The organism is Streptomyces sp. NPDC008137, assembly GCF_042957035.1.
Lineage (GTDB): Bacteria > Actinomycetota > Actinomycetes > Streptomycetales > Streptomycetaceae > Streptomyces.
In genome coordinates, this window is the sequence record NZ_JBIBHN010000009.1 from 47,145 (window position 1) to 71,249 (window position 24,105).

The 24,105-nt window shown below is 70.3% G+C and carries 29 protein-coding genes; 27 read left to right on the forward strand and 2 right to left on the reverse strand.

Features of this window, described 5'->3' with window-relative positions; all coding sequences use genetic code 11:
* The first annotated feature begins 674 nt into the window (after positions 1–674).
* From ACFZBT_RS17015 to cutA, 25 genes are all read left to right on the forward strand, one after another.
* Positions 675–1,154 (forward strand): hypothetical protein, encoded by a 480-nt coding sequence (locus tag ACFZBT_RS17015; RefSeq protein WP_391103820.1) that lies wholly within the window; start codon positions 675–677, stop codon positions 1,152–1,154.
* Positions 1,138–2,775, forward strand: a complete 1,638-nt coding sequence (locus ACFZBT_RS17020) for a hypothetical protein (RefSeq protein WP_391103822.1) — start codon at positions 1,138–1,140, stop codon at positions 2,773–2,775. Before ACFZBT_RS17015 ends, ACFZBT_RS17020 begins: the two co-directional genes overlap by 17 nt.
* Positions 2,776–2,787: 12 nt before the next feature.
* The gene (locus ACFZBT_RS17025; RefSeq protein ID WP_391103824.1) at positions 2,788–4,299 is read left to right on the forward strand and encodes a phage portal protein; all 1,512 of its coding nucleotides are present in this window, start codon (positions 2,788–2,790) and stop codon (positions 4,297–4,299) included.
* On the forward strand, positions 4,296–5,261 hold the full coding sequence (locus ACFZBT_RS17030; protein ID WP_391103826.1) for a hypothetical protein: 966 nt from the start codon (positions 4,296–4,298) through the stop codon (positions 5,259–5,261). The genes ACFZBT_RS17025 and ACFZBT_RS17030 overlap by 4 nt, the downstream gene beginning before the upstream one ends.
* Positions 5,262–5,306: 45 nt before the next feature.
* Positions 5,307–6,089, forward strand: a complete 783-nt coding sequence (locus ACFZBT_RS17035) for a hypothetical protein (protein WP_391103828.1) — start codon at positions 5,307–5,309, stop codon at positions 6,087–6,089.
* 16 nt (positions 6,090–6,105) lie between these two features.
* Positions 6,106–6,969: a P22 coat protein - protein 5 domain protein gene (locus ACFZBT_RS17040; RefSeq protein ID WP_391103831.1), complete on the forward strand. Its 864-nt coding sequence runs from the start codon at positions 6,106–6,108 to the stop codon at positions 6,967–6,969.
* A 15-nt stretch (positions 6,970–6,984) separates the two neighbouring features.
* Positions 6,985–7,356: a hypothetical protein gene (locus ACFZBT_RS17045; protein ID WP_391103833.1), complete on the forward strand. Its 372-nt coding sequence runs from the start codon at positions 6,985–6,987 to the stop codon at positions 7,354–7,356.
* Positions 7,356–7,862 (forward strand): hypothetical protein, encoded by a 507-nt coding sequence (locus ACFZBT_RS17050; protein WP_391103835.1) that lies wholly within the window; start codon positions 7,356–7,358, stop codon positions 7,860–7,862. Before ACFZBT_RS17045 ends, ACFZBT_RS17050 begins: the two co-directional genes overlap by 1 nt.
* A 13-nt stretch (positions 7,863–7,875) precedes the next feature.
* On the forward strand, positions 7,876–8,469 hold the full coding sequence (locus ACFZBT_RS17055; RefSeq protein WP_391103837.1) for a hypothetical protein: 594 nt from the start codon (positions 7,876–7,878) through the stop codon (positions 8,467–8,469).
* Positions 8,466–8,804 (forward strand): head-tail adaptor protein, encoded by a 339-nt coding sequence (locus ACFZBT_RS17060; protein WP_391103840.1) that lies wholly within the window; start codon positions 8,466–8,468, stop codon positions 8,802–8,804. Before ACFZBT_RS17055 ends, ACFZBT_RS17060 begins: the two co-directional genes overlap by 4 nt.
* A gap of 7 nt (positions 8,805–8,811) precedes the next feature.
* The gene (locus ACFZBT_RS17065; protein WP_391103843.1) at positions 8,812–9,138 is read left to right on the forward strand and encodes a hypothetical protein; all 327 of its coding nucleotides are present in this window, start codon (positions 8,812–8,814) and stop codon (positions 9,136–9,138) included.
* Positions 9,139–9,142: 4 nt separating this feature from the next.
* The gene (locus ACFZBT_RS17070) at positions 9,143–9,517 is read left to right on the forward strand and encodes an HK97-gp10 family putative phage morphogenesis protein (protein WP_391103845.1); all 375 of its coding nucleotides are present in this window, start codon (positions 9,143–9,145) and stop codon (positions 9,515–9,517) included.
* Positions 9,518–9,727, forward strand: coding sequence for a hypothetical protein (locus tag ACFZBT_RS17075; protein WP_391103847.1), 210 nt, complete (start codon positions 9,518–9,520; stop codon positions 9,725–9,727).
* Positions 9,724–10,125, forward strand: a complete 402-nt coding sequence (locus tag ACFZBT_RS17080; protein ID WP_391103850.1) for a DUF3168 domain-containing protein — start codon at positions 9,724–9,726, stop codon at positions 10,123–10,125. The genes ACFZBT_RS17075 and ACFZBT_RS17080 overlap by 4 nt, the downstream gene beginning before the upstream one ends.
* A 12-nt stretch (positions 10,126–10,137) precedes the next feature.
* Positions 10,138–10,560 carry a phage tail tube protein gene (locus ACFZBT_RS17085; protein WP_391103852.1) on the forward strand — a complete coding sequence of 141 codons (423 nt, stop codon included), beginning with the start codon at positions 10,138–10,140 and terminating at the stop codon, positions 10,558–10,560.
* Positions 10,557–10,931 (forward strand): hypothetical protein, encoded by a 375-nt coding sequence (locus ACFZBT_RS17090; RefSeq protein WP_391103854.1) that lies wholly within the window; start codon positions 10,557–10,559, stop codon positions 10,929–10,931. Before ACFZBT_RS17085 ends, ACFZBT_RS17090 begins: the two co-directional genes overlap by 4 nt.
* Before the next feature lie 50 nt (positions 10,932–10,981).
* A complete protein-coding gene (locus ACFZBT_RS17095) occupies positions 10,982–11,275 on the forward strand; it encodes a DUF4035 domain-containing protein (protein WP_391103856.1) in 294 nt (97 codons plus the stop codon).
* Between the two features lie 39 nt (positions 11,276–11,314).
* Positions 11,315–13,426, forward strand: a complete 2,112-nt coding sequence (locus ACFZBT_RS17100; protein ID WP_391103859.1) for a hypothetical protein — start codon at positions 11,315–11,317, stop codon at positions 13,424–13,426.
* An 8-nt stretch (positions 13,427–13,434) separates the two neighbouring features.
* Positions 13,435–16,779 (forward strand): hypothetical protein, encoded by a 3,345-nt coding sequence (locus tag ACFZBT_RS17105; protein ID WP_391103862.1) that lies wholly within the window; start codon positions 13,435–13,437, stop codon positions 16,777–16,779.
* 11 nt (positions 16,780–16,790) lie between these two features.
* Positions 16,791–18,782: a right-handed parallel beta-helix repeat-containing protein gene (locus tag ACFZBT_RS17110; RefSeq protein WP_391103865.1), complete on the forward strand. Its 1,992-nt coding sequence runs from the start codon at positions 16,791–16,793 to the stop codon at positions 18,780–18,782.
* Between the two features lie 62 nt (positions 18,783–18,844).
* On the forward strand, positions 18,845–19,594 hold the full coding sequence (locus tag ACFZBT_RS17115) for an N-acetylmuramoyl-L-alanine amidase (protein ID WP_391103867.1): 750 nt from the start codon (positions 18,845–18,847) through the stop codon (positions 19,592–19,594).
* Between the two features lie 9 nt (positions 19,595–19,603).
* Complete coding sequence (locus tag ACFZBT_RS17120; RefSeq protein ID WP_391103869.1) at positions 19,604–19,873, forward strand: hypothetical protein; 270 nt, start codon at positions 19,604–19,606, stop codon at positions 19,871–19,873.
* On the forward strand, positions 19,873–20,301 hold the full coding sequence (locus ACFZBT_RS17125) for a hypothetical protein (protein WP_391104482.1): 429 nt from the start codon (positions 19,873–19,875) through the stop codon (positions 20,299–20,301). The genes ACFZBT_RS17120 and ACFZBT_RS17125 overlap by 1 nt, the downstream gene beginning before the upstream one ends.
* Positions 20,291–20,689, forward strand: coding sequence for a hypothetical protein (locus ACFZBT_RS17130; protein WP_391103871.1), 399 nt, complete (start codon positions 20,291–20,293; stop codon positions 20,687–20,689). The genes ACFZBT_RS17125 and ACFZBT_RS17130 overlap by 11 nt, the downstream gene beginning before the upstream one ends.
* 72 nt (positions 20,690–20,761) lie before the next feature.
* Positions 20,762–21,088, forward strand: a complete 327-nt coding sequence (gene cutA / locus ACFZBT_RS17135) for a divalent cation tolerance protein CutA (protein WP_391103873.1) — start codon at positions 20,762–20,764, stop codon at positions 21,086–21,088.
* A gap of 1 nt (position 21,089) precedes the next feature.
* Here cutA and ACFZBT_RS17140 read toward each other — a convergent pair whose 3' ends face one another.
* A complete protein-coding gene (locus ACFZBT_RS17140) occupies positions 21,090–22,388 on the reverse strand; it encodes an XRE family transcriptional regulator (protein ID WP_391103875.1) in 1,299 nt (432 codons plus the stop codon).
* A gap of 172 nt (positions 22,389–22,560) precedes the next feature.
* Here ACFZBT_RS17140 and ACFZBT_RS17145 point away from each other — a divergent pair, with 172 nt between their 5' ends.
* On the forward strand, positions 22,561–23,148 hold the full coding sequence (locus ACFZBT_RS17145; protein ID WP_391103878.1) for a DUF6415 family natural product biosynthesis protein: 588 nt from the start codon (positions 22,561–22,563) through the stop codon (positions 23,146–23,148).
* Entirely contained in the window at positions 23,145–23,549 is a 405-nt protein-coding gene (locus ACFZBT_RS17150) for a hypothetical protein (protein ID WP_391103881.1), read from the forward strand. Before ACFZBT_RS17145 ends, ACFZBT_RS17150 begins: the two co-directional genes overlap by 4 nt.
* 118 nt (positions 23,550–23,667) lie before the next feature.
* Here the strand turns inward: ACFZBT_RS17150 and ACFZBT_RS17155 are convergent, their stop codons facing one another.
* Positions 23,668–23,904, reverse strand: a complete 237-nt coding sequence (locus ACFZBT_RS17155) for a helix-turn-helix domain-containing protein (protein ID WP_391103884.1) — start codon at positions 23,902–23,904, stop codon at positions 23,668–23,670.
* Between the last annotated feature and the right edge of the window lie 201 nt (positions 23,905–24,105).

The following is a 24,105-nucleotide window of genomic DNA, read 5'->3' on the forward strand; positions in this document are numbered from 1 at the left end:
CGAGCAGACGGGACAGGCCAGCCTCAGTTGTAGCTGCGGGCATACCGAGGGCCCGATGCTCAAGCCGCTCGCCATGCTCATTGCCAAGCTGCACGTCCATGGCCTCGCGTAGGGCCATGCAGGTATGCCCGACCCCGGGCTGCCCCACCCTCACGGCCGGCGGGCGCTGTGACCGATGCCAGCGCACCGCCGGTCGCCAACGCACCACCGCAGCAGCCAAGGGCTACGACGCACGATGGACACGCACACGAGCTGCCTACCTCCGTGCGAACCCCTACTGCGAGTGCGAGGAGTGCGAGACCCTGCCGCCTCTGCTCAGGCCCAGGGCGACCGAGGTCAACCACCGTGATGGTCTCGGTCCCCTCGGTCCTCGTGGCCATGACTGGGCGAACTTGCAGGCCATGACCAAGGCTCATCACTCCCGCGAGACCTCAAGGCACCAGCCCGGAGGCTGGAACGATCGCGAAGAGTGATCAGATCACAAAGTCGCAGGTCAGAGCCATGATTCAGAGCAAAGGTGCAGGTCAGGGGGGTGGGGGTGGACCCCTGGCCATTAGGGGGCCCGGAACGCCGGGGAGGGCTCTGGGAAGTCCGTCAGGTTCAGAAGGTCGAGATCGTCACGCAAGGTGACGGTCGTCTGTGCTGCGCAACGCAGCGTGGAGGAGGGATCACCGATGCCCAAGGGTGGAGCTCGCGCGGTCTCCGGACCGGCGCCGGACCCGAACGCACTGCGCCGGAACCGGCCCTCCGACAAGGCCGGTTGGACCACGTTGCCCGCCGAGGGCCGCCACGGTGGGCCGCCGGCCTGGCCGCTGTCGGAGATGACGGACCGCGAGTTCGAGCTGTGGCGGGACCTGTGGGCCAAGCCCCAGGCCGTAGCGTGGGAGGCCCTCGACCAGGGTTACGAGGTCGCTCTGTTCGTGCGCGCGCTTGCCCATGCCGAGCAGCCGGACGCCAAGGTGGACCTGCAGCGGATCGTGCGCCAGTACCTTGACAGCCTCGGCCTGTCCGTTCAGGGCATGCTCCGCAACCGCTGGAAGATCGGCCCGGCCGCCGAGGTGGCGACCTCGCCCGAGCCGGCCGCCGAGCCCGCGCCCCGGCGCCCGAGCGCGCGCGACCGTTTGAGGGTCGTGCCTCGTGACGAAGGCGCCTGACGGGTTCGTCGTCGACTTTCCCACGATGTGGGTGGTCCCTGACTGGATCGAAGAGCACTGCCCCGTACCGGACGGGTTCCGTGCGGGCGAGCGCATGGAGCTCTACCCGTGGCAGCTGTGGTGCACGGTCAACCACTACCGCGTGAAGCCGACGGCGACCTTGGGCCAGCTGGCGCCGGCCTTCCACTACCGGCGCAGCCAGGTCGTCGCTCCGCAGAAGACTGGCAAGGGCCCGTGGTCGGCGACGATCGTCCTGGCCGAGGCTGCGGGGCCGGTCGTCTTCAACGGCTGGGCCAGGGGCGGTGAGCGGTACCGGTGTGCGGACCACGGCTGCTCGTGCGGCTGGTGGTACGAGTACGAGCCGGGCGACCCCATGGGTACTCCGTGGCCTACCCCGCTGATCCAGTTGACGGCGACGTCCGAGGATCAGGTCGCGAACGTCTACCGGCCGTTGCAGAACATGGTGAAGCTGGGACCGCTCGGCGACATCATGCGCGTGGGTGAGGAGTTCACCCGGGTTGGCGAGCAGGGCCGCATCGACGTCGTCACCTCGTCTGCCCTGTCCCGGCTGGGCAACCCCATCATCTTCGCGCTGCAGGACGAGACCGGCCTGTACAACGACGCGAACAAGCTGCGCCGGGTCGCCGAGACCCAGCGCCGCGGTACGGCCGGCATGGGTGGCCGCTCGATGGAGACGACGAACGCGTGGGATCCCTCCGAAGACTCGGTGGCGCAGCGCACCAGCGAGGCCAAGGCGCGGGACATCTTCCGCTACCACCCGCAGGCGCCCAAGACGCTGTCCTACGGCAACAAGCGGGACCGTCGGAAGATCCACACGGTGGTGTACGCCGGGTCGGCGCACGTCGACCTCGACGCGATCGAGGCCGAGACCGCCGAGATCATGGAGAAGGACCCGGCGCAGGGGGAGCGGTTCTTCGGCAACCGGTGCGTGGCCGGTTCTGCTGGCTGGCTGGACGGGAAGAAGTGGGCGGCCAAGGCCAAGCCGCGCCGCGTGCGGCCGATGACCCGGATCGTGCTCGGGTTCGACGGCAGCGACATGGACGACTGGACGGCGATCCGGGCCGAGACGATGGACGGCTACCAGTTCACCCCGCTGTACGGGGGGAACGACGAGCCGACCATCTGGAACCCGGCCGACTACGGCGGCCAGGTCCCGCGCGCCGAGGTGCGCGCGGCGATGGACCAGTTGATGAACCGCTACGACGTGGTCCGGCTGTACGCGGATCCTCCGTACTGGGACACCGAGGTCGACGAGTGGGTGGACCTGTACGGCGAGGAGCGCGTGATCCGCTGGTACACGCGCCGCATGGTGCAGATGCACGCGGCGGCCGAGCGGCTGAAGACCGACGTGGTCAAGCGGAACACCGGTGAAGGTTCGCGCGCGGCCGCGTTCACGCACGACGGCTGCCCGTTGACGCAGGCACACGTCGAGAACACCCGCCAAGCCGAGCGGCCGAGCGGGCTGTACGTGCTCCGCAAGGCCAGCCCGGCCCAGAAGATCGACGCCAGTGTGGCGTCGGTCCTCGCGCACGAGGCGCTCGGCGACGTCATCGCGGCCGGCCTGGCCGAGCAGGAAGTGTCCTACTACTACGGCTCGTGAAAGGGGGCGTGGATGGCCACCCTGCCGCAGGCCCTGCAGCTGGTGTCCCTGCTGGAGTCGGAGCTCATCCGGCGACGGGCGGAGATCGACCGGAACGGCGAGTACTACCGTGGCAAGCAGCCGCTGAAATTCGCATCCGATGACTTCGCGAAGTTCCACGGCGACCGCTACCAGGAGTTCAGCGACAACTGGGTCCAGGTCGTGGCCGACAGCCCGGTGGAGCGCCTCGACGTCACCGGGTTCCAGGCCTCCGGCGAGGACAAGGCGGACGCAGACCTGTGGCAGGTGTGGCAGGTCAACGGCCTCGACTGCGACTCGCAGCTGGGGTTCCTCGGCGCGGTCAACTCGGCACGCAGCTTCGTGCTGGTGTGGGGTGACCCAGACGACGAGGACACCCCGAGTGTCACGTTCGAGGACGCCGCGCAGTGCATCGTCGCCTACGAGCCCGGCTCGCGCGTGCGCCGGCGGGCGGGCCTGAAGCGGTGGCAGGACGGTGGCATGGACTTCGCCACCCTCTACCTGCCCCACGAGCTGTGGAAGTTCGAGCGGCCGCTGTCACGGCAGGACAAGAGTCCGCAGATGGCGGACGTCGACGAGGCGATGCGGCTGTGGCTGCCGCCCGGCGAGGAACAGCGCCGGCGTACCTGGGAGCCCCGGGACGAGGAGCAGCTGGGCGAGCCGAACCCGCAGCCCAACCCGATGGGCCTGGTCCCGCTGGTGGAGCTGCCCAACAAGCCGATGTTGGTGGACGACCCGATCAGCGACATCACCGGCGTGGTGGCCATGCAGGACGCCATCAACCTGATCTGGGCGCAGCTGTTCACCGCCTCCGACTACGCCTCGTTCCCGCAGCGGGTCGTGCTCGGGGCCGAGCGGCCGATGATCCCGAAGCTGAACTCGGCCGGGGAGATCGTCGGCAAGGAGCCCGTCGACCTGTCGAAATTCGCGGTGGACCGCGTGGCGTGGATCACCGGCAAGGACGCCAAGATCGCTGAGTGGCAGGCGGCCAACCTGGCCGCGTACACGTCGATTATCGAGGTCGCGGTCGGCCACCTCGCCGCGCAGACGAGGACCCCCCAGCACTACCTGATCGGCAAGATGGCCAACCTGTCCGGCGATGCGCTGCTGGCCGCCGAGACCGGCCTGGTGAAGCGGGTCAACGAGAAGAAACTCTGGTTCGGGCAGGCCCTGAGGGAGGTCGCCCGCCTGATCTACCTGGCCCGGGGCGAGGACGCCAAGGCGAAGGCGATGCGCGCCGGCAGCGTGCTGTGGGCCGACTCCGAGTCCCGCTCCTACGCCCAGCTCGCCGACGCGCTCGTGAAGTTGAAGGACATCGGGTTCCCCTTCGAGTGGCTGGCCCTCAAGTACGGGCTCACCCCCACCGAGGTCGCCGACGTCGTCGCGATGCGCGAACGCGAGGCCGAGATGGACCCCGTGGCCGCAGCCACCGCCATGCTCGGGCAGCGGCGGCCGCCGCCCGACGACGCCGAGGGCGAGGACGAGCCGGAGGAGGAGGCCGCGTGACGGTCCCCGCGACGGACCAGGCGCACCAGGCCGAGCGGGCCGCCCAGGCGGCGACGACGGCGGCCGCCGTGCGCGCGGTCTGGGGCGGCGTCGACCCGGAGGACCTCGAAGGCTCGTGGCTGACGCAGGCCGTGCTGGCGGCCGAGCTGATCCGTGCCGGGCAGCTGGCCGCCGCAGCGACGGCCGACCCCTGGCTGACGCAGGCCGCCGGCGAGGGCGAGGGCCCCGTGGCGCCGGAGGCTGCGGTGGCCGCGACCGGCGACCTGGCCGTGCCGCTGGTGTATCCGCTGCTGATCGCCCTCAACAGGATGCGCCGAGGGCTCGGCACCGCGATGTCCATCCTGTCCGGAGCGGCGTTCCTGGAGATGGTCACCCGGTCGCTGGTGGCCGACGCGGGCCGGATCGCCGACATGGCCGGGATGATCGCCCGCCCCCGGGTGGTGTCCTACGTGCGCGTCGTGCACCTGCCCGCGTGCGCGCGCTGCATCATCCTCGCCGGGCGGGAGTACTCCCTGTCGGAGGGGTTCCTGCGGCACCCGCGCTGCGACTGCACCGTGGCCCCGCGCCGCCCGGGCGACACCTGGGCCCTGCCCACGCCGCGGAGTCTTCTCGAGGAGATGACGCCCGGGCAGCAGCGCCGCGCGTTCGGCGAGGACGGCATGAAAGCCATCGGCGAGGGCGCGGACGTCGAGCAGGTCGTCAACGCCCGCCGGGGCATGGCCACGGTGACCCGCTACGGCCGCGAGGTGCAGGCCACCAGCGAGGGCACCACCCGGCGCGGCCTGTACGGCTCGCGCGCCGCGAAGTTCCAGAAGGCCGCCGGGACCCGGTTCGGCGAGGCCACCGGGGCCCGCGCCCGCGCGAAGACTCCCCGGCTCATGCCGGAGGAGATCTACCGCCTTGCCGACGGCGACCGCGATCACGCGATCCGGCTGCTGAAGCGCAACGGCTACATCGTCTGACCGCGCGCAACGCGCGGCCCTTTCACCCGCAACGGGAGACCCATCATGCACGCACTCCTGCCCGTACACCCGCTCACCGGTATCACCGCCGTCGGCTGGCGCAAGGCCCGCTCCGGCGAGGACGACGGCGAGCTGCACCCGATCTGGCCCATCCTCGGCGGCGCCCCCGACGAGGACGACGACCAGGACGACGACGCCGGTGACGACGGTGGCGAGGGCGACAATGACGGCCAGGACGACGACGCCGGCGCCGGTGACGACGACCAGGACGACGAGGGAGCGGGGGACCACGACGACACGGACCCCGAGGGCGCCGACCAACTCGGCGACAAAGGCAAGCGTGCCCTGGCCTCTATGAAGGGCAAGTGGCGCAGCGAGCGCGACAAACGCAAGGCGCTCGAGGCGCAGCTGCGGGACAAGGACGGCACCGACGAGGCCGAGCAGGCCCGCCGCAAGGCGGCCGACGAGGCCATGACCCGGGCCAACACGCGGATCCTCAAGGCCGAGATCCGCTCGGCCGCCAAGGGCCGGCTGAACGACCCGAAGGACGCGCTGACCTTCCTCGACCTCGACCAGTTCGAGGTCGGCGAGGACGGCGAGATCGACACCGAGGAGATCGAGGACGCGATCGACGATCTCCTCAACAACAAGCCCTACCTGGCAGCCGCAACGGCGAAGAGGTTCCAGGGCACTGGCGACGGCGGAGCAGCGCGCAAGGCCTCCCGTCCGAAGCAGCTCACCCGAGCAGACCTGAAGTCCATGTCGCCCGAGGCGATCGAGCAGGCCCGTATCGACGGCAAGCTCGACGACCTCATGGGCGGCAAGTAGCCAGGAGGCACACCCCATGACCATCAGGAACTTCGTTCCCGAGATCTGGAGCTCGCGACTGCTCGTCGCGACCCGCAAAGCTCTCGTCTACGCGGCCCCCCGGGTCGTGAACCGCGACTACGAGGGCGAGATCGCCGAGGCGGGCGACACCGTCCGCATCACCTCGATTTCCCGCCCGGCGATCGGCACCTACGTGCCGGGCTCGACGACGATCACCCCGGAGAAGCTGACCACCGGCCAGCGCACGCTGGTCGTGGACCAGTCGAAGTATTGGGCGTTCTCCGTCGACGACGTCGACAAGCGGCAGGCCAAGTCCAACGTGATCCCGGCGGCGATGAGCGAGGCCGCCTACGCGCTGGCCGACACCATCGACCAGCACGTGGCCGGGCTCTACACGCAGATCGTCGCGGCGAACTTCCTGAACGTGGTGGGCTCGCCGATCGACACCTACACCACGCCGACGGACGCCTACGACAAGGTGCTCGTGCCCCTGCGCACGAAGCTCACCAAGGCCAACGTCCCCTCGGCAGGCCGGTACGTGATCGTGCCGCCGGAGTTCTACGCCTCGCTGCTGCTCGACTCCCGGTTCATCAAGTCCGACGAGGCCGGCACCGACGCCGGTCTGCGCAACGGCTTCGTGGGCCGGGCCGCGAACTTCGACATCTACGAGTCGAACAACTGCCCGGTCCCGACCGGCGACACCACCGTGGTCCAGGCCGGTGTGAACGCGGCCATCACGTTTGCCGAGCAGATCAACAAGACCGAGGCGTACCGGCCGGAGTCCTCGTTCTCCGACGCGGTCAAGGGCCTGGCCCTGTACGGCGCCAAGGTCATCCGCCCGGACCACCTGGCGGCCGCGTTCATCAACCCCGCCGCCTGATCGGAGGCCTGAACCATGGCGACCACTCAGCTCAGCTACACGAATCTGCCGCCCAACAGCGGCGTCGTGAACCCGACCGGCACGACCCTCGTGGCCGCGCCGACCCACGACATGCAGCTGGCGAACGCCGAGCCGGAGAAGACCGTGCTCCGCGTCACCAACACCGACGACGACACGGCCCTGACGATCACGGTGAAGGCGGGCGACCACCCGCCCGCGCTCGCTGCCGGGCAGGGGGACCTCGCCGTCAGCGTGGCGTTCGGCACCACGCACTACATCGGCCCCTTCGAGTCCGGCCGGTTCGTCCAGTCCGACGGCAGCCTGATGATCACGTCGTCCACGGCGACGGGCACCATCGCCGCCCTGAAGGTCCCGAGGAACACCTGATGGCCGAGACAATCTTTCTGCGCGGGGAGGGCGGGGCCGTCATCGCGATGGACCTGCCCCTGCCCGAAGGCATCGCCGAGCGCTTCGAGCGCGGCCAGCTCACCCGCGTGCACAGCGACGGCTCCCCGTACTACGGCGCGCACGCCCCGGCCCCGGCGCCCTCCAAGGGCAGCGCCCTGACCGAGGGCAGGGCGCCCCGCCCCAGCGCCCGGGCGAGCAAGGAGGAGTGGGTGACGTGGGCGCTGGCCGTCCACGGTCAGGACTCCGACTCTGCCGCGGCGATCGAGGAGATGACGAAGGCGCAGCTCGTCGAGCTGCCTGACGAGCCGGTGCCCGGCGGCGACAGCGGCAACGGCGGCAGCGACCTGACCACGGGGAAGCCCGGGCGGCCGTCCGAGGGCGCCCCGAAGTCTGAGTGGATCGCGCACGTCGTCTCTCTCGGCCTGCTGTCGGCCGAGGACGCCGCGAACTACACCAAGGACGACCTGATCGAACTCGCGACCTGACAGGGGGGCCACCGTGGCACTGGACCCATTGGCGACGGTGGCCGACCTCGAGGCCCGCGGCCTGGCCGTCGACCCGGCCGAGGAAGCCAGCGTCGCCGTCTACCTGGCGGAGGCCTCGGCCTCCGTGCGGGAAGCGGCCGGCGTACCGATCAGCCAGACCACATCCACCGTGACGCTGGAGGGCGAGCCCACCCAGTGGCTGCACCTGCCCGGCCAGCCCATCCAGTCCGTGTCCTCCGTCGCAATCGATGGCGTACCGGTCACCGACTGGCGGCTGCGCTCGGGGCAGTTGTGGCGGGCGGGCGGCTGGTCGCCCGGCAGTGAGCCGTCCGAGGTCACCGTCACCCAGACACACGGCCTGCCCACGGTGCCCGAGGACATCGTGGGCCTGGTGTGCCGCATCGCGGCCGCCGTCCTCGTCCACCACCGGGCCCAGCCTGACGGCGAGGGCCTGGCCGCCAAGGACATCCGCTCCGAGCGGATCGGTGACTACGCCGTGCAGTACGGCGACGGCGGCCGCATCACCGAGATCGAGTTGCCCGAGTACCTGCGCGAGCAGCTCGCCGCCCGCTTCGGCGGCGGCATCACGCTGGTGAGGTCGCGGTGAGCCGCGTCGGGCGCCTCCTCAACCGCACCGTGCCGGTGTGGCGGGCGGTGACCGCCGACGACGGCGGAGGCGGCCAGGACACCACCTGGGCGCAGGTCGGCACCCCGCGCGCCCGCATGTCGCAGCCGTCCGCGCGCGAGCGCCAGGCCGCCGACCAGTCCGGCGCCGAGCTCAATGAAACCTGGTACTTCCGCCCCGGCACCGACGTGCGCCGTGGCGACGAGCTCCGCCCGCCCGGCCGCGTGCTCACGGTGTTCGCCGTCTTCGAGCCGTCCGAGGACGGCACCTATCTGCGGGCGGACTGCACCGTTCGCCAGCCCACTGTCGAGAGCTGAGGAACCCATGGCCATCCTGACCGCACAGCGGCTGCCGCTCGGCGGCCTGCAGCCCACCTACTCCAACGCCGCCGGCGGCGGCGACCAGGCCCCGGTCGGGGAGAAGCTGGTGCTGCACGTGAAGAACGGCGACGCCTCGTCGAAGACGGTCACCCTGGCCACCCCCGGCACGGTCGGGAGTCTGGCCGTGGCCGACGCGTCGCAGGTGATCCCCGCCGACGGGGAGGCGTTCATCCCACTGAAGTCAGTGTTCCGCGACCCGGCGACCGGCCGCGCAAGCATCACCTACAGCGCGGCCACCTCGGTCACCGTGGCCGTCCTCCAGCTGCCCTGAGACCGTGGCCCGCCGCATCCGTCTGGACGGTCTGCAAGACGCGCTGCGCGCCATCGGCCGGATCCCCGAGGCCGCCCGGGCCGCACGCACGGAGACCCTCAACGAGTGGGCGGACAACGTCCAGAACACCGCCGAGGACAAGGTGCCCCGCGACAAGGGCAACCTGTGGGAGGCCCTCGACCAGCAGGTCAACGACCACTTCGGCCGCGCCGACGTCGGCGTGTGGGACCCGTCCGAGCTCGAGTACGCGATGTACGTGGAGAAGGGCACCTCCAAGATGGACGACCAGCCCTACCTCCTGCCCGCGTTCAACGAGCACCGCGCCCAGGTCACCCGCACCTACAGGGCCGCGTTCCGCCGGCACATAGGAGGGGGGTGAGTGACCATGCCCGCCAAGGTGACGCTGCCGGTCTACATGCGGATCGGCGAACGCGGCGAGGAGCATCTCGTCGGATACGCCAGCTGGGACCTTGACACAGGGGAGCCCACCTCGGACCTGATCCGGTTGGACTCCGAGTTCCCGAAGATGCTCGACGAGAGCCCCGAGCTGAAGGCGTTCGGCATCGAGAGGGAGGGCCGCGAGTCGTGACGGCCGCTCTGTGGCCGCTGCAGCAGGCCGTCTACGCCAAGCTCACAGGGCACGCCCCGCTCATGGCGCTCGTGTCCGGCGTCTACGACGAGGTGCCCGAGCAGGCCGCCCACCCCTACGTCTCGCTCGGATCGATCACCGAGAACGTGGACGACGCCCACAACCAGCGCGGCCTGGAGGCCTCCGTCGTGCTGCACGTGTGGTCCAAGTACCGCGGCTTCAAGGAGGCCGCGGGCATCCTCGCTGAGCTCGACGCCGCCCTCGACCGCCAGCCGCTGGCGGTGGCCGGCTTCAAGGACGTCTCGGTCGCGCACCAGCAGCACACCGAGCTGCGTGACCCCGACCCCGACATCAGGCACATCAACGTCAGCTATCGCGTGTGGCTGACCAAGTCGTAAAGGAGTCAGGCCATGGCTGGTCTGGACGCTTTCGGCACCCAGCTGCAGCGCGGCGACGGTGCCACCCCTACCGAACTGTTCACGGCGATCGCGAACGTCACCGACATCACCCCGCCCGGCCTCGAGCGGGAGACCCTCGACGTCACCTCGCACGGCTCGCCTGACGCCTGGCGGGAGTTCATCGGCGGCCTGAAGGACGGCGGTGAGGTCGAGATCGAGATCAACTACGACCCCCGCGAACACGACTCGCTCGTGGCCGATTTCGAGGACGACGAGCCCCGCAACTACAAGGTCGTGTGGCCGAAGAACCTGGGCGACTGGGCGTTCGCCGCGGTCCTGACCAACTTCGAGCCGGAGGCGCCGCACGACGACAAGCTCGCCGCGTCGCTGACCTTCAAGGTCTCCGGCAAGCCGACCCTCACCACCGGAGCGTGACCGTGACGCAGTACCTGTCCGCCGAGCAGATCCTGGGCGCCGACGACCTCGCTTACGAGGACGTGCCCGTGCCCGAGTGGGGCGGGACCGTGCGCGTGCGGGAGCTCCCCGGCACCGAACGCGACAAGTTTGAGGCCCAGTTCGTCGGCAAGGACGGCGCCAGCGTCCGGGCCGAGGGTCTGGAGGGCTTCCGGGCCCGGCTCGCCGCCGCCTCGATCGTCGACGCCGACGGCAAGCAGCTGTTCCGCTCGGTGGCCGAGGTGAAGCGGCTGGGCGAGAAGTCCGCCCGGGCGCTGCAGCGGGTGTGTGACGTCGCCACCCGCCTGTCGAAGATGAGCGAAGAGGACGTCAAGGAACTGACGGGAAACTGAGGGCGCGGCCAGCGCGGCAGTTCTACTTCCGGCTGGCCGCGCACCTCGGCATGACCGTGCGCCGCCTGCTCGCCGAGACCGGCTCCGCCGAGCTCGCCGAGTGGCTGGCCTACGAACAACTCACCGGCCCCCTTGGAGGCGCCCGCGGCGACGTCCAGGCCGCGCTGATCGCCTCCGTCATCGCGAGCGTGAACCGCGGCAAGGGCCAGCGTGCCCCCACCGTCGCCGACTTCATGCCCCGCTGGGACCGCACGAAGATCCGCAAGTCGCCGGAAGAGCTCTTCCGGATGGCGCAGATGGCGAACGCCGCCCTCGGAGGCGGTTTCAACACGACAACTCCATAGCGACCTGAGGGGGTGATGGCCTTGGCCACGCTCGCTTCGATGACGGTCCGCCTGGGCATCGACACCGACGCCCTGCGCGAGGGCGTGGACAGCGCCAAGGCCAAGCTGACCGGCCTCGGAAAGGCGGTGGCCGGGCTGGGTGTCGGCGTGCCTGTGGCCGCCGCCGTGGCGGCCGGTGTGGGCGGCATGGCGGCCGCGTTCGCCTCCGCCGGCGTGGCCGCGAAAGCGTTCCAGCTGGCCGTTGGACCGCAGATGCAGTCCGTCTCGGAGGCCGCCACCCTCGCCGAGGAGGCGGAGAAGGCCGCGGCGGCCGGTGCTGAGGACGCCGCCGACAAGCAGAAGGCCTACACCGACGCCCTCGCCGCGATGCCGCCGCACACGCGGGCGATGGCGAAGGAGTTCATCGGACTGAAGAAGGACCACCAGAAGTGGTCCGACAGCCTCAGCTCGTCGACCATGCCCGTGTACACCAAGGGCCTGCAGGTCGTGCGGCGCCTGCTCCCGCTACTCACTCCGTTCGTCAAGGAAGCGTCGAAGGCGTTCGGGTCATTCATCGACGAGATCGACCGCGGCACCAAGGGCAAGGGCCTGGAGTCGTTCGCCAAGTCGATGGCGAAAGTCGCCGGCCAGAACCTCAAGAGCCTGCTGTCGGGCCTGAAGAACATCGCCGTCGGTATCGGGGGCGTGATCAAGGCGTTCCTGCCCATGTCGGACGAGATGTCGGGCGGGTTCGAGTCGTCCACCGCGGCGTTCGCCAAGTGGGGCCAGGGCCTCAGCAAGAGCGAGGGGTTCGCCCAGTTCGTGGACCTGGCCCGCCAGGGCGCCCAGATGCTCGGTTCGCTGGCGTCGGCGGCCGTGAAGGTTTTGGCGGCGCTCTCGCCGCTGATCGGCATCACGGCGATGATCGCCCTGCACCTGGCGGAGTTCATCAACAGCCTGCCGCCCGGGGCGGTGCAGGCCCTCACCTACGCGATCCTCGGCGCGGTCGTCGCCTTCAAGGCCTTCAAGGCGGCCTCATCCGCAGTGGACACCGCGTCGGACCTGATGAACTCCCGCCTCGGGCAGGTCGCCCGCCGGTGGGTGGCCACGGCGGCCACCGCCATCAAGTCCGGGGCACGCATCGCGGCGTCCGCCGTGGCTCAGGCGGCCCGTACCGCGGCCGCGTGGACGGGTGCGGCACTGAAGGCGATGGCACGGTTCGCCGCGCAGATGATCCGCACCGCGGCCATCGCCGTCGCCCAGTTCGTGCGCATGGCCGCGCGCGCGGTGATCTGGGCGGCGACGATGGCCGCGCAGTGGCTGATCGCGATGGGCCCGGTCGGGTGGATCATCGCGATCGTCATCGGCCTGGTGGCGCTGATCATCGCCAACTGGGACACCGTCAAGGCGTACACGATGGCCGCCTGGAACTGGGTCGTCGCGCAGATCAAGGGCGCGGTCAACGGCATCCTCGCCGGGATCGAGTGGCTCTCGCGGATCCCCGGCAAGATCTCGGCGTGGTTCGGGCAGGCCAAGGACTGGGCGGTCAAGAAGATGCTCGCCCTTGTCGCCTGGGCCGCAGGCCTGCCCGGGCGCGTCAGCAGCGCGCTGGCCGGGCTGCTCGGCGCCCTGCGGCAGCGGGCATCCTCCGCGTTCCAGGCCCTGCGGAACGTGGCCGTGCAGAAGGCCCTGTCCCTGGTGTCGTGGGTGCGCGGGCTGCCGGGTCGGCTCATGTCGGCGATCGGCAACCTCAACCGGCTCCTGGTGGGCGCCGGCCGCGCGCTGATCCAGGGTCTGATCAACGGCATCACCGGCATGGTCGGCGCGCTGAAAAGCAAGCTGTCCGGGATCACCAACATGCTGCCGGACTGGAAGGGACCCATGCGGGTCGACATGCGGATCCTGGCCCCCTCCGGCGCCGCGCTCATGGGCGGTTTCATGGACGGCATCGCCGCCCAGACACCGGCCCTGCGCAGCCAGCTGCAGGGCATCACGGGCGACCTGCCCGGCATGACCGCCGACGTCACCCCGGCCGGGGTACGGCGCGCGGCCGCCGGCCGGGAGCTCACGCTCAAGTGGGTGGGCAGCGAAGACGACTTCAACCGGTTCATGCGTCGCTCGGTCGTCGTCTACGGCGGCGGCAGCGTGCAGCGGGCCTACGGACAGGGATAGGGGGACGGGTGGAGATCACCACCGAGCTCAACCTGGGCGGCGTCTGGGTCGACATCAGCGAGGACGTGCGCACCGAGTCCGACATGAACGGCACCCGCGGCCTGTCGTCCTGGGCGTCCGAGGCCGACCCGTCGAAGTACACGTTCGCCCTGAACAACCGGCACGGGAAGTACAGCCCGCGCAACCCCGTCTCCCCGTACTACCGGCAGCTGTCCATCAACACGCCCATCCGGATCAGCGTGCCGTCGCCCACCAGCCACCTCGAGATCCTCGACGACACGGGCACGGTGACCACCCCGCACCGGCCCGAGCTGAACATCGCCGGGGACATCGACGTGAGGGTGGAGTTCGACGCCACCCTTACGGACGCCACCGCCAACCAGACCCTGATCGGCAAGTGGTCGCCGGTGACGGCGGAGAAACAGTGGATGCTGTCGGTCTACAACGGCATGCTGCGGTTCCGGTTCGTCGACGGCGCGGGTGTCGAGGTGCAGGCCTTCCAGGCCGTCGCCGGATACGGCGGGAAGGTCCTGCGCGTCACCCTCGACGCCGACAACGGGGCGGGCGGCTGGACCGTGCAGTTCTGGCAGGCCGAGACCTGGGGCGGCGCCTGGACGTCGGTGTCGGGGCCGCTGACGGCGACCGGCACCACCGGCATGAAGTCGGTGGCGGCCGGGCCGCTCGCCATCGGCATCAACGACCCCACCGGCAACCCGGCACGGACCCCGTTCATCGGCTACGGCTACCGCGCCCAGGTCCGCCGCGGCATCAAGGGCCTGGTCGTCGCCGACGTCGACTTCACCAACCTGGCCGCCGGGGCCACCTCGGTCACCGACGGAGCCGGCAACCTGTGGACCCTGTCCGGCGGCGCCCAGATCGCCCGCCGCAACTACCGCCTGCACGGCGAGGTGCCCGAGTGGCCGGCCGAGACCGACGACTCCGACACCGACAGCATCGTCCGGATCACCGCCCAGTCCCTGAAGCGGCGCCTGGACTCCGGCCGTGACCCGCTCAAGTCCGTCCTGGCCCGCCGGGTGCCCGGCTACAAACCGCGCGCGTACTGGCCGCTGGAGGAAGGCACCGACGCCTCCCAGGCCTACAGCCCCCTCGACGGGGTGAAGCCGATGACCGCGCTGAACATGACGTTCGCCTCCGAGTCGTCGCTGCCGTCCTCCGCCGCGCTCCCCGTCGTCGCCACCCAGAACGGGGCCGTCACCTCCCGCCTGTCCGGACAGATCCCCGCGGGCGGGTCGGCCACCGCCTGGTCGGTGTACTGGCTGTACCGGCTGGACACCCAGCCCTCGGACTACGCCAGTTACATGTCGATCCAGACGTCCGGCACCGTGCGGGACTGGCGTATCCAGGTCAAGGACACCGGCAGCCGCATCCTGGGCTACAACAGTGATGGCGTCGCGGTCGTCTCGCAGCTGATCGCCACCGGGCCGGACCTGTTCAACCAGTGGGTTCTGTGCCGCTTCTACGCCCAGCAGGTCGGCGGCAACATCTCCTGGCGCATGTCCTGGCAGGACGTGGGCGGCGACGCCGGCGGCTTCTCCGACACCGTCGCCGGAACCCTCGGCCGCGTCACCTCCGTGGGCTCCCCGCCCAACGGATGGAACGCGCTCATGGACGGCCTGGCCGTGGGCCATATCTCGGTGTGGGACGCCATCACCACCGAGGCCTACGACACCCCGGCCACCACCGGCACCGTGCTGCTCGGCTACGCCGGTGAGTTCACCGCCGACCGCATCACCCGCGTCGCGCGCGAGAACGACGTCCCCCTGACCTGGCGGGGCAAGCGTTTCGCCGGTGAGCGGGTGGGGCCGCAGCCCCTCGACACGTTCCTGGCCGTCGTGCGGGACGCGGCGGCCGCCGACGGCGGGATCCTGCTGGACCAGCGGGCCCGAAACGCGTTCCTGTACCTGTCGCCGGCCGCGCTGCAGAACCAGACACCCAAGCTCACCCTGGACTACACCGCGCCAGGGCACGTGGTCGGCGTCTTCGCGCCGGTCGACGACGACTCCGCGCTGGAGAACGACAGCACCGTCCAGCGTGAGGGTGGCTCCTCGGGCCGGTACGAGAAGACCGAGGGTTCGCTGAACGTCAACCCGCCCGAGCTCGACGAGGACGGCGTGGGACGCAAGGCCCAGCAGGTCACCCTCAACGTCTACACCGACGAGCAGTGCGAGGGCCTGGCCGCCTGGCGCGTGCACCTCGGCACCTGGGACGAAGCCCGGTTCCCCACCCTCACCGTGGACGCCCGGGCCATCGTCGGCCAGCTCCCCGAGGTCGCGCAGCTCGACGTCGGCGACGTCATCAAGGTCACCAACGTGCCGACCAAGCACTCCTTCAACGACCTGTACCTGCTCGTCATGGGCTACACCGAGACGCTCAGCCAGTTCCGGTGGCAGATCACGTTCAACTGCGTGCCCTACGGGCCGTGGATGACGGCCGTCGTGGGGGAGGCCCGCACCGACACCAGCGGCAGCACCCTGGAGACAGCGGCCACCAGCACCGCCACATCCCTCCAGGTCGTCAACGAGGGCGCCCCGTGGGCGCGCTCCGGGGACTACCCGGACGACTTCCCCATGGACATCCTCGTCGACGGCGAGCGCATGACCCTGACCGGTGTCACCGGCTCCCTCGAGGACGCCTTCGCCCGCACCGTCAGCGCAGGCTGGGGCAGCGCGGACACCGGGCAGGCCTGGCAGACCAGCGGCGGCACGTCTGCGGACTACCAGATCGCCGGCGGGTACGGAGGCCACCGGCTGGCCAGCACCAACGTGTCCCGCCGCAGCGTCGCCGCCCTCACCCACGCCGACGTCGACGTCTACGCCAGCATCACCGTCTCGGCGGCCGCGACGGGCGGATTCCTGTCCGGGTCAGTGACCGGCCGCTACCTCGACCCCGACAACCTGTATGCCGCACGGCTCGCCTTCAACAGCACGGGCACGCTGACCCTCACGGTCCGCAAGCGGGTCACCGCCACCGAAACCGAGCTGGCCTCCTACAGCGCGGGCTCCTACACGGCGGGCACGTACTACCGGATCCGCTTCCAGACGTCCGGCAGCACGCTGCGCGCCAAGGTGTGGCCGGCCGGGACACGCGAACCCGCCCAGTGGCACATCGACGTCACCGACACATCCCTGGCGCCCTCGACGCACTGGGGGACGAGGTCGATCTCCTCCAGCAGCAACACCAACGTGAACCCGGAGATCCGCTACCGGGACCTGCGCGTGGTCAGCCCGCAGACGTTCACCGTCGTCCGCTCCGTCAACGGCGTCATCAAGGCCCAGCCCGCAGGCGCGCGGGTGTCGCTCTTCCAGATGCCGTTCACGGCACTCACCGAATAGGAGGCGCCCGCGTGCAGTGGCTCAACGGGCTCAAGATCACCCCCGAGCGGTTGATGGACAACACCGCCGACGAGGTCATCACCTCAGGACTGTCCGTGCCGTCCGGCTGGTCGGTGTCCTCGTTCACCGGCACGAGGCTGCACGGCATCACCGAGGTCGACATCTTCGTCACCCGCACCGGCGCGGACATCACCGAGTCGTCCGCCGGGTCGGGCAACATCAGCGGCGACCCCCTCATGTGCACGCTGCCGTCCGGCTGGGCCCCGCCCCGGCCGGTCAACGCCACCTGGGGCAACGGCTCCACCGACGGCGAGGCCACCATCGTCACCTCGGGCGATGTGCAGCTGCGCTCCATCTCCGGATCCGGGGCGATCGCCACCGGCACCAACGTGCGCGTCACCTCGATGTGGATCAGCGAGACCCCGGCCGGGTACTCCCACGACGAGACCACCGACATCACCACGTACACCGAGGCCGGCCTGTTCTGGGTCACCGGCGCCGCGGGCGACGGCGTCTCGGACGACCTCTGGGCGATCCAGGCCCAGCTCGACGCCGCGCACGCCGCCGGCGGCGGCACGGTCGTCATCCCGGCCGGGAAGACCTACGGCCTGAGCACGTTCGCGGTCGTCTACGACAACACGACGATCTGGGCCTACGGAGCCACGCTCAAGGCCATCGGCAACAGCGGCTTGTTGAGGAACTTCCTCAGCTCGGAGACGTTCGCCGGGTACAGCGGGCACTCCCACATCCAGGTCCTGGGCGGCACCTGGGACGCCAACGCGGCCGACGCCGGTGTCGGCACGGTGACGGCCACGACGAACTGCATGAGCTTCGTTCACTGCGAGGACATCACGGTCCGGGACGCCACGATCACCAACGTGTCGTCCGCGCACGGCCTGGAGTTCAACTCCACCAGCCGCGGCCGCGCCATCAACTGCCGCTTCCTCGGCTACAAGGACAACTCCGGCGACGGCTCCCGCGATTTCTCCGAGGCGATCCAGATCGACATGGCCGTGTCCGGGTCGGCCTCCATCGGCGACTTCGACAACACCGCGTCCAAGGACATCCTGGTCCAAGGCTGCCAGGTCGGTGCGTCCAGCCGGCTCGGATCCTTCGGCCGCGGGGTCGGCTCGCACATGCTGCGCTCCGGCGTCTACTACTACGGCATCCAGATCATCGGCAACCGCATCGACGGCACCCGCCAGCAGGGAATCTACGGCTTCGGCTGGCGCCGCGCAGTCATCTCGGGCAACGTCGTCACCGGCTCCGGCCTGTCCGGCATCCAGCTGTCCCGCCCCGACCCGGCAGGCGCCGGGCCGTCCGAGGGCTACACCATCAACGGCCGCAACATCTCGATCACGGGCAACACCGTGGAGGGCGCCAAGGACGCGTCCGGCATCAGGGTCTTCGGCGCCTCCGGCGGGACCTACGACCAGGTCGAGATCTCCGGGAACAGCGTTCTCGGGTTCAACACGGACACCTCCAACGGCATCCACGTCGAGTACTGCAGCAGGCCGAACGTCACCGGGAACACGATCGCCGGCACCCAGTCCACAGGCATCGTGTGCTTCAACTCCGACGGCGCGCACATCGGCTCCAACACCGTGCGCAACTCCGGCTCCAACGGCGTCAACGTGACCGGCTGCACCGGCGTGAACGTCACCGGCAACACCATCGACGGCACCACCGCGAACCACGGCATCTTCCTCGCCACCAGCAGCAAGTTCAGCGTGCAGGGCAACTGGATCCAGTCCGCCGCGTCGGCGGGTGTCCGCCTCAGCGACGGCGCCCAGGACGGCACCGTCACCGGCAACCGGATCATCAAGGGCTCGGGGACCAACGGCATCACTGTCAGTGCCACCTCGGCCGGGGACAACGTCGTGGCCAACAACGACCTGACGAACGGCGGCTGGGCGGTCGGCACCGCCCTGATCTTCAGCACGGCTGCCATCACCGCCTACACCGGCGGCACGACGTCCCCCGGCGCCAACCTCGTGTCCTGACCCACCCGCCCCGCTTGCCCCGCGCCGCCTGGCCCGGGGCTTTCCTCGTTCCTGGAGCCCACATGGCCACACCCCTGTCCCCGTCGAAGCTGGTGGAGGTCCTCCGCGCCGAGGGCCTGACCGTCCACGAGGTCCGCTCGTGGCGCACGCACAATCGCAACAGCAAGGGTCCCTGGGGGCCGGTGAACGGCGTGATGATCCACCACACCGTCACCTCCGGCACCGAGGCCTCCGTCCGCATCTGCTACGACGGCTACGCCGGGCTGCCCGGCCCGCTGTGCCACGGCGTCATCGACAAAAAGGGCCACGTCCACCTCGTCGGCAACGGCCGCGCCAACCACGCCGGCCTCGGCGACAGCGACGTCCTGCGCGCCGTCGTCGCCGAGCGCCAGCTGCCGGGCGACAACGAAGCGAACACCGACGGCAACCGGCACTTCTACGGCTTCGAGGCCATCAACAAGGGCGACGGCAAGGACCCGTGGCCGCGCGAGCAGCTGGAGGCCATCGAGAAGGTCGCCGCCGCGATCTGCCGCCACCACGGCTGGAACGAGCGGTCCACCATCGGCCACCTGGAATGGCAGCCGGGCAAGGTCGACCCGCGCGGCTTCGGAATGGACTGGCTGCGCGGGCAGATCCGGGAGCGGCTCAAGCCCACCGTCGTCTACACCGTCTCCCGCGGGGACACCCTCTGGTCGATCGCCGCCAGCAAGCTCGGCGACGGCAACCGCTGGCGCGAGATCGCCGACCTCAACGTCCTCAAGAACCCGGACGACATCACGCCCGGCCAGAAGATCAAGCTCCCCAAGAAGTGAGGTAGCACCATGCCCGAATTCACCCTGCCCGGCGACGCCGAGACCGTCGTGAAGACGGCGAAGACCTACGCCCGAGACCTCGCCGAGCGCACCCTCGCCACCGGCGTCGTTGCCGCGGGTGCCGTGGCCGTGGCGGCCGGTCCCGCCGACATGTTCCGCGCGTCGTTCTGGGAGACCATGGCGGCGGCCGGCATCGCCGCAGCAGGCACCCTGCTGAAGGGCATGCTCGCCAGAGCGTTCGGTACGAAGAACTCCGCGAGCTTCGCCAAGGGCGTCTGATGCGCGCGGCGGCTCGGCGGCTCACGAGGCGGCTGGGCCGCCGCGGCGCCCTGCTCACCATGAAGGGCATCATTGCCACCCTCTACGGCTCCGGTCAGATCATCGAACCAGTCCGGGACACACGCGGCCTGCGCCTGCTCCTCACGCTCTGGCCACTGGAGGTCTGGGGCTGGGCGTGGATCACGGCCGGAGCCATCGCGCTCGTCGGCGCGTGGCTCCCACCGCGCCGCGACTGGCCCGGCTTCCTGGCCGTCTGGGCGATCACCGCACCCTGGTCCATGTCCTATCTCGTGGCGTGGTGGCCGCTCGACGATTACCCCCGGGGTTGGGTTGCGGCCTTGATCTTCGGCGCGTTCGGTGCGGTCTGCCTGGTGGCGATCGGCTGGGCCGAGCCTCCAGCACGGACGGAGCTACCGCGTGAGACCTGAGATGCTGACTGCCCTGAGCGCGTTGGCCGTCGCCCTCGTCACGGCGGCCGGCGGTGTCGTCACCGCCGTCATCGGCCGACGGCAGCCTCGGCGGCCGCGCGGGGCGGAGCGGCGCGACGATTTCACCGCAGTCACAGAGAAGTTGGGCGAGCACATCGCGCGCCTGGAGCGGGAGGCCGAGCAGGACCGGCAGCAGGCGGAGCAGGATCGGCAGCAGGCCGAGGAGGACCGGGCACGGATCAGCGCCCAGGACTTCGCCCTGCGCTACATCGCTGGCTGGGCCCGCTCGCTAGTGGCGTACATGCGGCAGGCGCAGCTGGAGCCGCCCCCGCCGCCGCAGCCCATACCCGACGAGGTCCGTCCGTACCTGCACGACATCGGCTCATGACTGCGCCCCCTCTCGCCTTCGGGCGGGAGGGGGCCCTTTCGTATGTCCGCTGGTGCCCCATACGCTCCCGGCATGACCAAATTCCTCCAGGTGTCCACGGCAACCCCTGCCCGTGACCAAGCCATTGAGCTGGCCCGCTCCGTTGTCGCTGAGCGGCTCGCAGCTGGCGCGCAGATCATCGGCCCCGTTACCTCGGCGTTCTGGCACGACGGCGAATTCGGCACTGGTGAGGAGTGGCAGCTGCTGCTCAAGACCACCCAGGCCCGTTACCCCGAGCTGGAGGCGCACTTGCTGAAGCACCACCCGTGGCAAAACCCGGAGATCGCCGCCGTGCCGATCGAGGCCGGGTCGAAGGGGTGCCTCGACTGGATCACCGCGAACACCACTCCCGCCCAGTAGTTCAGCCGCGAGCCTGCTCCAGGACGTCGGCGACCGCAGGCAGCACCTGGTGCTCGCCGAGCCGCAGGAGCACCGGCTCCAGCCGCTCCCGGGGCCGTACCGACGCCACTCCCGAGGAGAGGCCGAGCGCGCGGCCGGTGACTGTGGCCGCCTGCTCCACCTCACCCGCCGTCACGTAGGAGTCGGCGAGCCACGACAGGTACAGGGCCTTATCCCGCGCATGTGAGTCGTTGTACTGGGCGAGCGCGGCCTCAAGGACCGGCACGGCCCTCAAGGGCCGGCCGAGCTCCGTCCAGCACCGGCCGGACATGATCTGCAGCTCGGTATCGTCGACCCACGCCGCCCAGTCCGGCGGCGGGGTGTCGTCGACCTCGGCGAGCGCCGTCTGGGCGGCGTCCAGGGCGCGCTCTGTCTCGTCGGCGTGGCCCGCCACCGCATGCGCCCACGCAAGCCGCTCGTACAGCAGCGCACGCACACGCGGCACCGCGTCCGGGCCGGCGGTGGCGCACGATCTGGCCGCGGTCTGCACCGCGTCCCGCCTGTCCTGCCGATCGCCTCGCAGCCCCTGGTACGCCAGGAAGGCCAGTGCGTTCCCGGCAAGCGCAGCATCCCCCGCATCCGTGGCCGCCTTGCGGCTGGCTTCGTACAGGCCGCGCGCCTCGGCGTGCCGACCACCGTCGAACGCCGCCCAACCAGCCTGCTGCGCCTGCTCGGCGAGCACCGACAGCAGGCCGCGCCCCGTCTCCTCCGTGTACGAGTTGCGCCGCAGTAGCCCCCTGGTGGCCTGGTACTCGCCGAGATAGGTGCGGTAGGTGTCACCGCCGCCGAGGACCTCGTCGAGGCGCCGCAGGCGGGCCGTGCGCTGCCGCAATTTCTTGGGGAGGTCGCTGCCGACGCGGCCGCCTGGCGAGGAACGGGAGAGTTCGGGGAGCCCGACGGCGAGACTCGCCGCCGCGGAGGTCTTGAGGAACTCTCGGCGAGGCGCAGCGCCGACCGAGTCTTCGGGGGATGTCTCCCACGGCCGCGGCGCGAGCCCCACCATGTGGCCGGGGATGCGGAACGCGTCGGCAATACGAACGATCTTCTCGAACGTCGCCACCTTGCCGTGCCCCTTAGCAAGCGTCCCCACACGCTCCGGCTTGATGCCGCACTCTGCCGCGATCAGCGAGTAGCTGATGCCCGCCTCCGTGCGCGCGAGATGGAACACCGTCCCGAAGTCGTGGGTGGCGAGCGCGGATCTCACCTCGGGGCGCTCCAGGAGCTCTCGGGGGAGCGCGGTTGGCGGTGCGTGACCGGTCATGGGTGCCTCGTCGCGCTTGGTGATGGGGTGTTCTGACGCTGAGGGTACCCATGATGGGTACCCCTCGACGGCAAGTCAGAAGTACCTGGCACGCGCAAGGGTGAGGTCTCAAGACCCCGGCGAGGTGGAGGCCTCCCGGGGCGTGGCCAACGCCGCAAGGAGCGTCGACATCGTGAACGCTACAGCCCGCACACCGCTAGCCGAAGACCCGCCGGACCTCGCGACGATGCGCGAAACGGCGCACCGCATGCTGGGCCCGGACAGTGCGCCAGATGTCCTCCCGCCCTCCGGGGAGGAGCTGGAGACGCTCACCGCCACGTTGCGCGGCCAGATCGAGTTGCTGGCCCCCGAGGTCGAGCAGGCGGCCACTCTTCTGTCGGAGAGCAGCCCCACCCGTGCCGCCGCCCTGGCCTGCGCCGAGGAGGCGGGAGGCAAGCTCCGCGCCCACGAATTGAGCTTCGTCCCGCTGGCGGGCAGCGCCATGTACGCCCGGAGGCTCGCCCGCGTCCTGGCCGCCCTGTGCGACCACTACGAGATCGTCAGCGCGGGGATCGAGGTGACGTCCGAGCAGATGGCGTTCGTGCGCCTGGCGAACCACTGCGCGGGGTGCAAGACGTGCCTGGCCAGGAACAGCGAGGGCGTGAACGCCGAACTTTCCTGCGAGGAGGAGAGCCGCCTGTACGAGGTGTACCGGGCAGCATGCGCCCGCGCCTCCGCAGCCCGACTCGCCGGCCGCCGCCCTGCGGAGGCCTCGGCATGACCACCACCACCGAACCCGAGCCCCCCGTCGAGGATGACCCGCTCCAGGCGCTCGGCAAGCAGCTGCTGCGCACCGCGACGTCCCCCGGCGCTCGGTCAGCCGTCCAGGCGCTGCTCGATGAGCGGACCGTCCTGGAAGTCCCGGCCGTACAGCGCGCCCTGGTCGTCGACACCGGACGCGGCCAGCGAGCTGACTTCGACGGGCTTCTGGGACGCCTGTACACCCTCGGCCTGGACGAGCAGCAGCGCTCGTTCCTCGGCCTGGTCCTGTCGATGGTCGGCATCGGAATGACCACCATCGCCGCCGTACAAGACCTGGACGAACGCTGCCTGCCGATCATCCTCCGGGCGGTCCTGCGGCTCGCGGACAACGACACCATCGCTGTCGGCACGCGCATCTAGTCCATGCCCCCGCTACCGGCTCGCGCCGACGCTGGTAGCGGATGGCCACCCCGACGCCCCGTTACGGGTGGCCACGGGCCCGTCGCCGGACACGTCCCCCGTCGCCGGCGGCGGGCCCTCACTCATCCAGGTCGCCCAACTGGACTTCGAGCACCCAGGCGATGCGGAGCAGCGTCGACAGGGTGCAACCCTCGCCGGACTCGACGCGCTGGTACGTCCAGCGGGTGATGCGGGCCGCCATCCACACCTGGTCCTGGCTCGCGTTCTGGCGGAGGCGTTCGGCACGGATGCGGGCCCCGATGGTACGGCGGCGCTCCTGCACCCACTCGTCGTCGTCGGGGAGGTCTCGCACCATCACACGTTGAAGTGATCAAGGTTGGAAGTCTGCCCAATAATTTGGGCATTGTTTGATCTTGGAGGGGTCGGGAACGTGAGCGGAACACCCCCCTCCGCTAGCTGCTGAAGGTGTTGCGGTCGCTCGACAGGGCGACCCGGAGAGGACACCGGAGGCAGGGATGGGCGGTCGGCCACCGAGTCGGCCGCCCATCCTCAACCC